This is a genomic window from Pseudomonas sp. UMAB-08 (assembly GCF_900095225.1).
In the GTDB taxonomy this organism is placed as follows: Bacteria; Pseudomonadota; Gammaproteobacteria; order Pseudomonadales; family Pseudomonadaceae; genus Aquipseudomonas.
Genome location: NZ_LT607419.1, coordinates 36,594 through 50,993 on the forward strand (window position 1 = coordinate 36,594; position 14,400 = coordinate 50,993).

The 14,400-nt window shown below is 58.0% G+C and carries 10 protein-coding genes; 6 read left to right on the forward strand and 4 right to left on the reverse strand.

Annotation, left to right across the window (positions count from 1 at the left end; translation table 11 throughout):
• Positions 1 to 13: 13 nt before the first annotated feature.
• Complete coding sequence (locus tag K0F75_RS12005) at positions 14 to 1,606, reverse strand: glycosyltransferase family 39 protein (protein ID WP_219062079.1); 1,593 nt, start codon at positions 1,604 to 1,606, stop codon at positions 14 to 16.
• Positions 1,607 to 1,848: 242 nt separating this feature from the next.
• Between K0F75_RS12005 and K0F75_RS12010 the strand changes: the two genes are divergently transcribed.
• Together K0F75_RS12010 and K0F75_RS12015 are read left to right on the forward strand one after the other, a co-directional pair.
• On the forward strand, positions 1,849 to 2,976 hold the full coding sequence (locus K0F75_RS12010; protein ID WP_219062080.1) for an OpgC domain-containing protein: 1,128 nt from the start codon (positions 1,849 to 1,851) through the stop codon (positions 2,974 to 2,976).
• A 115-nt stretch (positions 2,977 to 3,091) separates the two neighbouring features.
• Complete coding sequence (locus K0F75_RS12015) at positions 3,092 to 3,814, forward strand: hypothetical protein (RefSeq protein ID WP_219062081.1); 723 nt, start codon at positions 3,092 to 3,094, stop codon at positions 3,812 to 3,814.
• A 99-nt stretch (positions 3,815 to 3,913) separates the two neighbouring features.
• On the opposite strand, the gene K0F75_RS12020 is transcribed toward K0F75_RS12015, so the two are convergent.
• Positions 3,914 to 5,332, reverse strand: a complete 1,419-nt coding sequence (locus K0F75_RS12020) for an amino acid permease (RefSeq protein ID WP_219062082.1) — start codon at positions 5,330 to 5,332, stop codon at positions 3,914 to 3,916.
• Between the two features lie 532 nt (positions 5,333 to 5,864).
• On the opposite strand from K0F75_RS12020, the gene K0F75_RS12025 reads away from it, so the two are divergent.
• The 3 genes from K0F75_RS12025 to K0F75_RS12035 all read left to right on the forward strand — a co-directional run bounded on the left by K0F75_RS12025 (position 5,865) and on the right by K0F75_RS12035 (position 10,426).
• Positions 5,865 to 8,990, forward strand: coding sequence for a transglycosylase domain-containing protein (locus K0F75_RS12025; protein WP_219062083.1), 3,126 nt, complete (start codon positions 5,865 to 5,867; stop codon positions 8,988 to 8,990).
• 78 nt (positions 8,991 to 9,068) lie between these two features.
• A complete protein-coding gene (locus K0F75_RS12030; protein ID WP_219062084.1) occupies positions 9,069 to 9,656 on the forward strand; it encodes a PadR family transcriptional regulator in 588 nt (195 codons plus the stop codon).
• Entirely contained in the window at positions 9,656 to 10,426 is a 771-nt protein-coding gene (locus K0F75_RS12035) for a siderophore-interacting protein (RefSeq protein ID WP_219062085.1), read from the forward strand. The genes K0F75_RS12030 and K0F75_RS12035 overlap by 1 nt, the downstream gene beginning before the upstream one ends.
• Before the next feature lie 55 nt (positions 10,427 to 10,481).
• Here the strand turns inward: K0F75_RS12035 and K0F75_RS12040 are convergent, their stop codons facing one another.
• Positions 10,482 to 11,144 (reverse strand): Pr6Pr family membrane protein, encoded by a 663-nt coding sequence (locus K0F75_RS12040; RefSeq protein ID WP_219062086.1) that lies wholly within the window; start codon positions 11,142 to 11,144, stop codon positions 10,482 to 10,484.
• Between the two features lie 43 nt (positions 11,145 to 11,187).
• The gene (locus tag K0F75_RS12045; RefSeq protein WP_219062087.1) at positions 11,188 to 11,415 is read right to left on the reverse strand and encodes a VF530 family DNA-binding protein; all 228 of its coding nucleotides are present in this window, start codon (positions 11,413 to 11,415) and stop codon (positions 11,188 to 11,190) included.
• A 494-nt stretch (positions 11,416 to 11,909) separates the two neighbouring features.
• Between K0F75_RS12045 and K0F75_RS12050 the strand changes: the two genes are divergently transcribed.
• Positions 11,910 to 14,348: a glucose/quinate/shikimate family membrane-bound PQQ-dependent dehydrogenase gene (locus tag K0F75_RS12050; protein WP_219062088.1), complete on the forward strand. Its 2,439-nt coding sequence runs from the start codon at positions 11,910 to 11,912 to the stop codon at positions 14,346 to 14,348.
• The last annotated feature ends 52 nt before the right edge of the window (positions 14,349 to 14,400 follow it).

A 14,400-nucleotide genomic window follows, 5' to 3' on the forward strand; every position in this document is an offset into this window, starting at 1 on the left:
ACTAACACTGCACTTAGTTACTGGCTGCTCTCAACGGCCCACACACGGCCGTTGTGCAGACGGCATAAAGCCAGACTTGCGTGTCGCCCGTGGTCAATGCACTGACGGGCAGCCAGTTTTTCGGAACGGTCATGGCTTCGTCCGGCTCACTGCCCTGCACGACCCACACCCGCTTTGTCTCGGAAGGCAGTGAGCCGAGGTTGTCGACATACAGCGCGTCTGCATCTTGATACAGCAAAGCACCTTCAGCCTGTTCGCCCGGACGTCCGGACTCCCCCGTTGACAACGGCGGGGTGTAGAGCAACGGATTCGTCCCGGTTTTGTTGTAGTAGGCAACACTCAAGTACCAGTAAATATCGTTTACCACGATGCGGTCACCCGTAGCGAAGTGCTGATTAATGTAATCGGTCGTCCTGTCGATCTGATTGTTTGGCTGATTGACCGTGTCATTCAATTTATTTGTCTGGGTATAAACGTTGTAGAGCCCTACCCCCTCCCCACTGACTAAAACTGTCAGGCATACGATGGCAAGCGTTCGATACCGATGCGCCAGCCGATCAAGTGCGATGGCCAACATCAGCGGCAACCCAATCACAGCGAACATGAAATAACGGGGCACAAAAAATGAATGTTTAAACGAAATTAAAAACACCACCCCTATGGGTACAAAGGTGTAGATGGCCAGTAATGCATGAAGTTTGTAGGTCCCCTTGTCGCGCAGGACACTCCATCCGGAAGCCAGCAACATCCACACAGGAAGGGCAATAAATATCGGCCAGGGCAGGTCCCTCCCATCACTGAGCGTTAACGATTCCCAGATAATGGAAGGCACGCTGAAGACCGTGACAGGTGGTATCCAGCCCACTTCCCCGGTCAGCGACAATTGATTGATTAAATGAGGGACCCAAGGCAAGTAAAGAACCACCACGGCAGCGTTGGCGATCCACCAGGCAGGTCGCGTAATAAGGTGGCCTGTACGAGAGGGCTGGAAACGTAGCAACAGCAGATAGAGCCAATGCGAGACCACACACAGACCCGCAAAATAGTGGGTATAAAGCCCCGCTGTCATTAACAACGTGTAGACGATCAGGTATCGATGCTGCTGCGGATGTTTAATCCAGTAAATCAGGGCAATCGTCGCCCCCATCAGCCAAGCCCCCTGAAGTGCGTACATCCGCACCTCTTGGCTGTAACGCACGGCAATAGGCAGAAGTGCCAGAAGCAGCCCGGCCAACATTGCGGCTCGACGGGTTGCAATCAACCTCACCAGCCAGACACCCAACCCAACGGTCACCCCGCCCGCCAACACACTCATGGCCCGAAGCGCAAAAACCCCGTTCCCAAATGCAGCCGTCCATCCATGCAGCAGCAGGTAGTACAGAGGCGGATGGACATCGTATGTGGTGTGAGACCAAATGAGAGGGAGCGAGAACTCACTCATCAGCACGCTGGCGGCTTCGTCATACCAGATGGCCGGCCCGGTCATGTCATAAAAGCGCACCACGGCCGCAAGGGCCAGGATGGGCAGCAGCACCCAGCGCTCCCGAAAAAACCATACAACACGTTCAGCACTCGTCCTTTTTTGGGGCTGAAGTAGCTCCATCATGCGAATTTCCCCCGACTTGCGCTTAAGCTTCCAGACTGATCCTGAGCACTGCATACCCTGCAGACTGTGACCATTGCCTAAGGTTCCACCGCTGCAGCCCCATGCTCCCGAGACATTAAGTAATAGCCTGTTTTTGCATTTATTCACCAATGACGCCACCCTGCGCGCGGCCGATGTGCGGCATGGAACCTCTAAGGCCGCGCACACCTCCTTATTGAATACCCGCTCAAGAGCCCGCCGGCATGACTAACGGACGCGATCCTCGAATCGACTTCTTTCGAGGTCTGGCGCTGATCTTCATTTTCTGGGATCACGTGCCTGGCAACCCCTTCGCCCAACTCACGGTGCGCAACTTCGGCTTCAGCGATGCGGCGGAGATCTTCGTGTTCCTCGCCGGTTACGCGGCAGTACTGGCCTATGGGCGCATCGCCCTGCGCGACGGGTTTGTCGTCGCCTGCGTCCGCATTCTGCGGCGGGCGTGGGTGCTGTATGTGGTGCATATTTTCCTGTTGACCCTGCTGATGGGCATCGTGTTCGTCGCCAACAATCATGTCGAAACCCGCGACATGATTCAGGAGATGGGCCTGGGCTACTTCGTCAGAAACCCGCAACAAGCCTTGGCCGATGAGCTACTGCTGCGCTTCAAACCCAACCTGACTGACCCGTTGCCGCTCTACATTCTGCTGTTGCTGGCCTTGCCACTGATCCTGCCCTGGATGCTGCGCCGGACCGAACACGTGGTCGGCCTGTCCGTTGCGTTGTACCTGATGGTGCCGTTGTCTGGCTGGAATCTGTCGGCGTATGAAGGCGGCGTCTGGTACTTCAACCCCGTGGCCTGGCAACTGCTGTTCGTCCTCGGCGGCGCCTGCGCAATTCGTGGGCAACGACCGAGCGTCCAGCAACCACGCCCGCTGAAGCAGCAACCGTTGTTCATCATCTGCGCGACCTACGTGGTGATCTCCGGGCTGATCACCCTGTCGTGGAAATGGCCGGGGCTGCACGAGATGTTGATACCAAAAGCCATCTCCAACCTGCTGTACCCGATCAGCAAAACCGACCTCTCGCCGGTGCGCCTGCTGCACTTCCTGGCGCTGGCCTACTGCACCGCAAAATGCCTGCCGACGGGGCACGCATGGCTAAACAACTGGCCTGCCCGACAAACCTGCCGCATGGGCCGCTACTCCCTGGAAGTCTTCTGCCTCAGCGTCCTGCTCGCGCCGCTGGCCGACATGGCCAACGCACTCGCTGGCGACACCTGGCCGATGCAAGTGTTTACCGCGCTGCTGGGTTTGGCCTTGATGATGCTCATGGCGAGCGGGTTGGAATTGAATAAACGGCTGGGGACGCCGGGCCGGGTGGTGGCAGTTTGAGAACGCCGTCTCACTGAAACGCACTTTCGGAAGTTTCCTACGGGTTTATAAGGCCAAGTTTTTTGAAGGTGGGTCGTTATGCAAGGAGAGTGAACGAATCAGTGAGGGAAGGATGATGGAAATCAAAGATACTGGCGTTTGGGTGGGGGGATATCAGGCGGTTGAGGAACCACTGCAACCGCTGCCTGCAAACTGGAGTTGTCCGGAAGATCTAGCGGCAATGAAGCGCCCCAGGATGTATAGCCTAGAGGCGCTTTGGCCGAAAAGCTGTTTCCCTGTCACCGTGTCGGAAGACCAACTTTCAGAGGTCTACACGAGGGGGACCGATCCTTGGGGAACCCATATGGTCCCACTGACAGAAAAAGAATGCTGCTGGACATGCCGCGCGTTCGACACATGGAATGTGAGATGGAATGCCGAGCTTGAGCTGGAGAGCGTCAGATCGGAACTCCTCGCGTTCAGAAAAACACTCAGCTTATCGAATCCTGAATTATCGAAAAAAGAGTTCAGCTTCACGCTGGACAAAGAAACCAGACTCCAAATTATCGACTTTAAAGAAACGCTCACATCACAAGAAAAACCCCAGCTTTTAGAAGCCATAAATTTATTCAAGCCCTTAGTCTCGGCCATCAACAGACACGCTAACTCGCTAGTGACGCTCGCCAGTTACTATAAAGACAAGGACGGCGCAGGCAAGCTGACAAAAGAAAACTTCAGCGCACTTATCAACTATCAAGATTCACTGTCCAGCTCAAAGAAAAAAAACACATACCCATCAACAACTGACTCATTGACGGTTACCCCTTCGCAGCAAAAACTTATCAGCATCAAAGCCTAGACATCCTCGCCCCTCATAATAGGGGAGACCGTGAGGCGTATAAAAAAGCCCTGATCATAATGTGAACTGACCAGGGCTCTTGCGTTTCAAGCTGTGTTATTACGCCGTACGTGCAGCACCCACTGCTTCGTTTTTCGGCGCCAGTTTGAATACGTAGAACAGTACCGTCAGCAGTATCAGAAACGCTGGCCCGACATACAACGCGATGCGGGTTTCTTCGAAGTAAGCCATCAGGCCTACCACCAGGATCAGGAACGCCAGCGCCAGATAGGAGCTGAGCGGCCATAGCCACATGCGGAATTTCAGTTGGTCGCGCTCGGTTTTGCTCAGGCCACGGCGGAACTTGAGTTGCGCCAGCAGGATCATGGTCCAGGTCCAGATCGCACCGAAGGTCGCGATGGCCGTTACCCAGACGAAGACTTTTTCCGGCACCAGGTAATTGAGGAATACGCCGATCAACAAGGCGAAAATCGACAGCAGCAGTGCACGACGCGGTACGCCGTTGCTCGAGGTTTGTGCGAAGCCACGCGGTGCCTGGCCGTTCTGCGCCAGGCTGTAGAGCATGCGTCCGGTGCTGAAGATGCCGCCGTTGCAGGACGACAGTGCCGCAGTGATGACCACGAAGTTGATGATGCCGGCGGCGGTCTTGATTCCCAGACGCTCGAAGGTCATCACGAAAGGGCTGCCCTGGGTGCCGATTTCGTTCCACGGGTAGATCGACAGGATCACAAACAGCGCGCCAACGTAGAACAACAGAATCCGCCAGAATACCGAGCCGATTGCGCTGGGAATGGTTTTCTGCGGGTTCTTCGCTTCACCGGCGGTCAGGCCGATCATTTCAACGCCGAGGTAGGCGAACATCACCATTTGCAGTGACATCAGGATGCCTTGCACGCCGTGGGGCATGAAGCCGCCGTGGCTCCACAGGTTGGCAATGCCCAGCGCGACACCGTCATTGCCGAAACCAAAGGCGATGACACCGATACCGCCGACGACCATGGCGATAATGGTGACGATTTTGATCAGGGCGAACCAGAACTCGAATTCACCGAAGGCTTTGACGGCGATCAGGTTGATGGAGCCCATGCTGATCAGTGCCGCCAACGCCCAGATCCAGCGCGGGACCTCGGGAAACCAGACGCCCATGTAAACGGCCACGGCGGTGATTTCCGCAACGCAGGTTACCAGCCACAAGAACCAGTAGTTCCAGCCGGTAAGGAAGCCCGCCAAGGGGCCGAGATAGTCTTGTGCGTAGCGGCTGAAGGAGCCGGCGACCGGGTTGTGCACGGCCATTTCGCCGAGGGCGCGCATGATCACCAGGATGGCCAGGCCGCCGATGATGTACGACAGCATGATCGCGGGCCCGGCCATCTCGATGGCTTTGGCAGAACCGAGAAACAGACCGACACCAATACAGGCACCTAGAGCCATCAGGCGGATGTGGCGCTCGCCCAACTCTCGTTTCAGAGGTCCGCCTTGAGCGGTCTCTGTGTGCAAAGTGTGTTTGCCGACTGGCATAAATTTACAACCTCGTATTGTTATTGGATATGGAGTCAGTCGACGATTCAAAGCACCGGCGGGTAAGCCTGCGCGTCGCATTATCAGGTTCATCCTTATGAGTGAGCCCGTCATGCGCGAATGGTCCTACTGAAATCGGAGGCGAACCTCGCACAAAAAACATGCGCACTGCGCCTCAAAAAAGAGCGTCCATCGAAAAGGGTCAGGCACACACTCTCGCAATGGTCGCGCAGTATAAAAACCCACAGCCAGTGGCTTTCACTATATAAACACTTTTATTTGGCGATAATTCACGGCCTAAACGGCTTTAGAAGAGGGATATATTCTGCCATAGGGTTTTAATCCATCAGGTACGCAAAGAGGGTTTACATCGCCCGCCCGCCCCGACCTGACGCACTGCTGGCGCCTCGATATCGAGCAGTGGGTTTTAAGGGATTTTTCCTACATGCGTCTTACAAAGTTTTCCCCAATCGCGACCAGCGTCTAAGCTTGTGACAGGTGCGATTAACACGCTTAACCGGGCCAATCGACTATGGGCGCTTTATGGCATTCCGATTCAAAGAAGACCGTGGTTCCTGCTGACGGTCCTGATGACGCTCCCCTGCCTAAACGTCCACGCCGCAAACGGTATGGCTGGCGTCTGTTCTGGTTGCTGTCGCTGATAGGGCTGGTTGCTCTAGGGCTGGCCATATCTGCCGAAACCCGCAGTTCAAAACTGCAAGCCCGGGAGTTCAGCCGCTTCGCCGCCACGCTCAGTTATTCGATGCAGCCCGGTCCCAGCAACTCGATCATGTACCCCGGCGAGGGCCCGTTTGATCGACGTCTGGGGTATTCGGCGCTGGATGAGTTTCTGCCGCGCCTGCTCAAGCGCGATTACCTAGTGACCCAGCAAACCCGGTTCTCTCCCGCCCTGCTCGCCTATAGCCAGCATGGCTTCTTCGTGCCCTATCAAGAGAAAATTCAGGCCGGGTTGTCGATTACTGATTGCCGGGGAGCTCCGCTCTATCAGTTCAGTTACCCACAGCAGCTCTACCCCAGCTTTGCGGCGATCCCGCCCTTGGTGGTGCATAGTTTGCTGTTTATCGAGAACCGCGACCTGCTTGACCCGCAACAACCCTTGGCCAACCCTGCCGTCGACTGGCCGCGCTTTGCCAAGGCAGCGCTCTCCCAGGTCGCCAAGCTTTTCGCCCTGCCCGGCCAATCCGCGGGCGGCAGTACCCTCGCCACGCAACTGGAAAAGTATCGCCATTCACCCGATGGCTTGACCCAGTCCGGTGCCGAGAAGCTGCGGCAGATGATCTCCGCCAGCGTTCGTGCCTATCAAGATGGCCCGCAGACATTGGAGGCACGGCAACGCGTGGTCCGTGATTACCTCAACAGTGTCCCTCTGTCCGCCGTGCCTGGGCATGGCGAAGTGCATGGCCTGGCTGAGGGTTTACGCGTCTGGTATGGCGCGGACTTCGACAAGGTCAATCAACAACTGACTGACACTGCCAACGACCCAAAAAGCCTCGCTGAACGCGGTCTGGCGTTGCGTCAGGTGTTGTCACTGGTGATCGCCCAACGTCGGCCTTCGCATTATCTGGCCCGAGGTCGCGAAGAGTTGGCGCAATTGACTGACAGCCATATCCGCCTGCTGGCGCAGAACAATGTCATTGACCAGGCGCTGTCGAATGCGGCGTTGGCCAGCGCTGTGACTTATCGTGACTGGGCTCAGCAACCGACCCTTCAGCCCATCGAAACCAACAAGGGCATCAGTGTCGCCCGCAGTCGCCTGTCGACTCTGCTCAATCGCCCTCTGTATGACCTCGACCGTCTGGATCTGGCGGCGACCAGTACCTTGCAAGGGGAGTTGCAAACCAGCGTCAGTCAATACCTGCGGGACTTGGCAGACCCGGCCTTCGCCACAAAAATGGGCTTGATCGGCGAGCATTTGCTGACGCCGACCAGCACCCAGGAGGTGCGTTACAGCTTCACCTTGTTCGAACGCGACCCGGATGGTTCTCGGGTGCGGGTGCAGACCGACAGCACCGACCAACCGTTCGACATCAACGAGGGCAGCAAGCTGGAACTGGGCTCAACTGCAAAAATGCGGGTACTGACCACCTACCTGGAAATCATGTCTGAGCTGCATCAACGCTACGCCGGGAAAATGCCCTCCGAACTGAAAAAAGTCCCGGTCGAAGACCAGGACCGGCTCACCCGCTGGGCCCTCGATTACCTGATGCAGAACAAGGATCAAGACCTGTCGAAGATGCTCGCCGCAGCGCTGGATCGGCAGTACTCCGCCAGCCCCGGCGAAAGTTTTTTCACCGGCGGCGGGATGCATCACTTCAATAACTTTCGCAAAGAGGACAATGGCCGGAGCCCAAGCTTGCGTGACGCGATACGTGAGTCCATCAACCTGCCGTTCATACGCTTGATGCGCGACGTGGTGCGTTACAGCATCTACCAGTCGGCCAACAGCAGCGCCCTTTTGCTCAAAGATGACAATGACCCCAGACGTCAGGAATACCTGAGCCAGTTTGCCGACCGCGAGGGCACGGTGTTTCTTCTGCGCTTCTGGAAGCGCTACAAGAACAAGTCCACCCAGGACCGGCTGGATACCTTCCTCGACGGCATGCACCCCACGGCGATTCGCCTGGCCGCCGTGCACCGTTACTTATTGCCCAATGCCGATCAGAGCGCGTTTAACGCCTTCGTTCGCGCGCACCTGGCCGATGACAAAGCGGCGGTCGACAAGTTGACCGACAAGCGCCTCGGCGAGCTGTATCAAAACTACGGGCCGGGCGCGTACAACCTGCCGGATCAAGGGTATATCGCCAAGGTTCACCCACTGGATCTGTGGCTGGTGGGCTACTTGCTGCAACACCCGCAGGCGAAGTTCAACGAGGCACTTGTTGCCAGTCAAAACGAGCGTCAAGAGGTGTATAGCTGGCTGTTCAAAAGTCGGCACAAAAGCGCTCGTGACAGCCGGATTCGCACGATGATGGAGATCGAAGCGTTCCTCGATATTCACAGCCGCTGGCAACGACTGGGTTATCCATTCGATCACCTGGTGCCGTCACTGGCGACCGCGATTGGCAGTTCGGGGGACCGTCCGGCAGCATTGGCCGAGTTGATCGGGATCATTCAGAACGACGGTATCCGCCTGCCCGTACTGCGTGTCGACAGCCTGCACTTTGCTGCCGGGACGCCCTACGAAACGCAGTTGGCGAATAACCCCAATCTGGGTAAGCGTGTGCTCCCGGTCGAGGTCGCGACGGCCATGCGTGAAGCGCTGTCGCAAGTGGTGGATGCCGGCACGGCGCGGCGTGTGCAGGGCAGCTTCAAACTCGAGGACGGCACCGTGCTGGCCATGGGCGGCAAAACCGGGACTGGTGACAACCGGATCGAGAGCATTGGCGCCAGAGGCCGAATCCTCGGGTCGCGGTCAATCAACCGCACGGCGACGTTTGTGTTCTACATCGGTGCCAATCACTTCGGGACGCTGACGGCATTCGTACCCGGTCGCGCGTCTGAAGCCTTCAAGTTCACGTCAGCATTGCCCGTACAGGTGCTCAAAGGCATGGCGCCGATCCTTAACCCCTATCTCGTGCCAGGCAGCCACACCGCCTGTAACGCCCCACCCGTGCCATTGCAGGCCAGCACTGAATAAGAATAATTCTCTTTTATCTCTTGCGCTCAAAGTTAGATATATCTTAAGGTATATCTAACTTACGCAGGAGAGAGATAAATGAGTGAACCCAGTGACCCCACTCACCATGCCCATCGAGACCACCGCGATCACGGTGACGGTCGCGACGGTTTCGAGAAACGTCCCGGCCGTGAACGCGGAGGACGCGGCCCGCGCGTCTTTGCCCCCGGCGACCTGAAATTACTGCTGCTCGCGTTGATCGCCGAACAACCCAGCCACGGCTATGACTTGATCCGCCAGATCGAAGGCATGTTTGACGGTGCCTACAGCCCGAGCCCGGGGGTGATTTACCCGACGCTGACCTTTCTTGAAGAAAGCGAAATGATCCTCGGCGACGCCCAGGGCGGGAAAAAACACTACGTCGTGACCCGCATCGGCGAGCAGTCGCTGACGGAACAGGCCATCGCGCTGGAGGGTGTGCGCACCCGCATCGACGTCAGTAAGCGCGCCTTGCGCGGACATGATCGACCGCCGCAAATCCATGAAGCCGTGCACAACCTGCGGCATGCACTGCAACTGCATCACGGGCGCTGGAATGCTGCAGAAATCCTGCGCGTGAGCACCCTGCTGAACGACACCGCCAAAGCCATCGTCGATGGCCCTGTCCGCCCCCCGGAGAAGTCTTGATGAATTCGCAACAAACCATTCACCGCGTCAGCCATGACATCAAACGCCGCAAGCTGGAGGTGCTGCGCGTCATCGACCTGACACCCCGGATGCGCCGCATCACCTTGGGCGGGCCGCAACTGCAGGGCTTTGTCAGCCAAGGCACCGACGACCACGTCAAACTGATCTTCGCGCAAACGACCGAAGAGCAGGCAGCACTCGAGACCTTTGTCCCCGGCGCCCCAGGCGATGGCCCAAGCCCGGCGATGCGCGACTACACGCCCCGCCGCTATGACGCAGAGGCTGGCGAGCTGGACATCGATTTCGTCCTCCACGGCGAGGGTCCTGCCGCCACGTGGGCAGCGCAGGCCAAACCGGGGCAATCGCTGTACATCGCCGGCCCACGGGGCTCGATGATCGTCCCGGACATTTTCGACAGCTATTTACTGATCGGCGATGAAACCGCCCTCCCCGCCATTGCCCGCCGTGTAGAAAGCCTGCCGGCCAACCGCAGTGCGCTGGTGGTGGTCGAGATCGCCGACTCGTCCGAACAGCAGACGTTGCACAGCCAGGCTCAGGTCGACGTGATCTGGATTGTGCGGGGCGAGCAGGATCTGGTGGAGGTCACCCGCAGGCTGGAAATGCCGGAAGGCAAGCTATACGCCTGGGTGGCAACTGAAGCGGCATTGTCACGCAAGGTTCGTCGTGTATTGCTGAATGAATTTGGCCTGGAGGAAAGCCTGGTAAAAACGGTCGGTTACTGGCGCCTGAATGAGGCCGACAACGGTTGAAGGTGCTTCGCAACAGGAGGTACCGGCGATGCGGTCTTGAACAGACCGCATTCCTTCATCCTCTGGCGTTGCGGCCCTTGACCCTGTCCAGCCCGACCAGCACCAGCGAGACCATGACAAACCCTGCCAACACGCCACCTGCATTGATAAAGGCCTTGGCATAACCGAGGGTGCCGATATCAATAAAGGGGTACATGTAGTCGCCAATCAAATCCCCCCGCAACAGCACGTAAGCGAAATACACCAGCGGGTAAATCGCCCACAGCAGCACGTGGCTCAAGCGCAATACCCCTTTATGGACGTATAGCCACCAATACACCAGAAACAGCAGCGGCATGATGTCGTGCAGCAATTCGTCCGCGATCCATTGCCAGCCCTGAGGCTGCCACAAATGGCGCAGGAGCACGTTGTAAGCGAGGCCCACCAGCACAATGCTGGCGGCAATGCCGCTGCACACCCAAGGGGTTCGGAAAAAGCGATGAACACCATCGCTTCTCCTAACGACCGCGCAGGTCAGGGCACTCGCCACCAAGGTGTTCGTGAGTATGGTAAAAAAACTGAAGAACCTCACCAACCCACCGAGCAGACTCGCTTGATCCGCCCACCGCGCGAAAAAAATCAAAAACAACTGGATAGCCAATGCCGACCATCCCAGCAGTGCTGCGATGATGATGAAGCTGCGCTGTCCTTGCGACTGTTGCGAGTGTTCGCTGTGCATCGTTTTAATCATCCTTGGGTGTCGGCAGAGAAAGCAGGGAACCTCACCAGCCTTTGCTGCGTGCCAGCTTCACGTACAAACCTTCGACCTTCTCCCGCGCCCACGGGGTCTTGCGCAGAAACGTCAGGCTGGACTTGATGCTCGGATCGCTTTTGAAACAACGAATATCAATACGCTCCGCCAATCCCGACCATTCGTAGTGCGCCACCAGCGCGGTGAGGATCTGCTCCAGCGTTACGCCATGCAGAGGATTGTTGTTGGATGTCGTCATACCAGGCCTTCGAGCTGATTTAAGCGGGGTTTGCCCCGTAAGGTGCGCACCTTAGCCGAGCCTCCCCGTAGCGGGAAGAGCTTAGCGTGCCGAGGCATCAGATTGGCATCAGACAAACACCGATAGAAGTTGTAGGAAATAACCCCTTCACCTGCGCTGCCTGCCTGCCTACCTTTCACTGTTACTGAATCCGCAATAAGCCTTGGCGCATCCTTTCCTTTCGCTTATGGGCTCAGGTCTCTATCATTACAGATCATTGCTGAATCGATTCACCAACGAATACGTCTCATGTTAGGCACAAAGGCCTGAACTCTGAGCATCGATAGCTGCCTATGAAATAACCCCGTCAAATCCTGACTGCGCCCCCGCCGACGGAACGCATCCAGTCGCCAAAATCAGTGGCTTCAATGCGCATGCATGTGACTGGACTAGGCTCACAAACAGACGTTACGCACCAAGCGACACCCCCCTTAATCGTCCTGGAGAAACACATTATGAGCACTGATGGTGCTTTAAGCAGAACACGCCTGTTACCGACATTGCTCGGTCTGGTGTTGCTGCTGATGGGCCTGGTCATGTTGGCAGGAGGTATCAAGCTGACGCTGCTGGGCGGCTCGCTGTACTACCTGCTGGCCGGTATCGGCTTTGCCCTGACTGGCGTGTTGCTCATCGCCGCACGCCGTGCCGCGCTAGGCCTGTACGCGCTGCTTCTGCTCGCCAGTACGCTCTGGGCACTGTGGGAAGTGGGCCTGGATTGGTGGCAACTGGTGCCGCGTCTGGCGCTGTGGTTCGCGTTGGGCATCGTGCTTTTGCTGCCGTGGTTTCGTCGTCCGCTGCTGCGTGGGCAACCCGCACCCATGGCCACCGGCGCATTAAGCATCGCCGTGGTGCTGGCCGGTCTTACAGCGTTGGCCAGCCAGTTCACCCACCCTGGTGAGATCAAAGGCCAACTGGACCGCGAGACCGCAGGCACCACCAACACCGCCCCGGCCATGCCCGACGGTGATTGGCAATCCTATGGGCGCACCGCGTTCGGTGATCGCTATTCGCCGCTGGCGCAGATCACCCCTGAAAACGCGGGCAAGCTGGTGCCTGCCTGGACCTATCGCACAGGGGATATCCCTGGGCCGAACGATCCGGGGGAAACCACGGCCGAGAACACCCCACTCAAGGTCAACGGCATGCTCTACGTGTGCACGCCCCACAGCCAGGTGATCGCGCTGGACCCGGACACCGGCAAGGAAATCTGGCGTTTCGACCCGAAGATCAGCACGCAGAAAGCGGCAAACTTCAAAGGGTGGGCGCACATGACCTGCCGTGGCGTGTCGTATCACGATGATGCTGCTTACGCTGCGACCCCCGCTCCGGCGCCGTCGGCAGTGCCTGGGCGAAGCCCTGCGCCAGCAGCAACAGCGGCGACCAGCACCAACGCGTGCCCACGTCGCCTGTTACTGCCAACCGCGGACACCCGTCTGATCGCGCTGAACGCCGACACCGGCAAGCCGTGCGAAGACTTCGGTGTTAACGGCTCGATTGATCTGGGCGCCAACATCGGTGCCTTCACGCCGGGTGGCTACTACTCCCCCTCGCCGCCTGCCGTGACTCAAAATCTGGTCGTCATCGGTGGTCACGTCACTGACAACCTCTCCACCGATGAGCCGTCCGGGGTGATTCGCGCGTTCGACGTGCACACCGGTCGCCTGGTCTGGAACTGGGACAGCGGCAATCCGAACGACACCACACCGATTGCTCCGGGCAAAACCTACACCCGCAACTCTCCCAACATGTGGTCGATGTTCAGCGTCGACGAAAAGCTCGGCATGCTTTATCTGCCGATGGGTAACCAGATGCCTGACCAGTGGGGCGGCAATCGCACCCCTGAATCAGAGAAGTACAGCGCCGGCCTCGTCGCGCTGGACATCGCTACCGGCCACGTACGCTGGAACTTCCAGTTCACCCATCACGACTTGTGGGACATGGACGTCGGCGGTCAGCCGACACTGATGGACATGAAAACCGCAGACGGCATGAAACAAGCTGTCCTGGCATCGACCAAGCAGGGCAGCATCTACGTGCTGGACCGCAGCAACGGTCAACCGATCGTGCCCATCAACGAAATCCCGGTACCACAAGGCGCGGTTGCCGGCGATCACACATCGCCGACCCAGCCCAAGTCTGACCTGAACTTCATGCCGCCGCCCCTGAAAGAGCGCGACATGTGGGGCGTGACGCCGTTCGATCAGATGCTGTGCCGGATCGACTTCAAATCCCTGCGCTATGACGGCCCTTTCACTCCGCCATCGCTGCAAGGGTCGATTGTCTATCCAGGCAATTTCGGCGTGTTCGACTGGGGGGGTATCTCGGTTGATCCCGTGCGTCAGATCGCGTTCGTAAACCCAAGCTACATGGCCTTCAAATCCAAGCTGGTTCCCGCAGCAGAAGTTGAAGGTGGCCCGGGCCGTAAAAGCGAAACCCAAGGCGTACAACCCAACAAAGGCGCGCCTTATGGGGTGATCCTCGAAGCGATGCTGTCGCCGATGGGCCTGCCTTGCCAAGCGCCAGCCTGGGGTTACGTCGCAGCCGTGGACCTGACCAATCACACCACGATCTGGAAACACCAGAACGGCACTGTGCGTGACAGTGCGCCAGTGCCGATCCCGTTGACCATGGGCGTACCTAGCCTGGGCGGCACGTTTGTCACCAAGGGTGGCGTGGCGTTCCTGAGCGGCACCCTCGACCAGTACCTGCGCGCCTACGATGTTCGTAACGGCAAGCAGCTGTGGGAAGGTCGCCTGCCAGCAGGCGCCCAGACCACACCGATGACCTACACCGGCAAGGACGGCAAGCAGTACGTGCTGGTCATGGCGGGCGGTCACGGTTCACTGGGCACCAAACAAGGCGATTACATCCTGGCGTTCAAACTGCCGGACTGATGATGCAATGACCCCATGAAAAAGGCGGCTACCGAAAGGTAGCCGCCTTTTT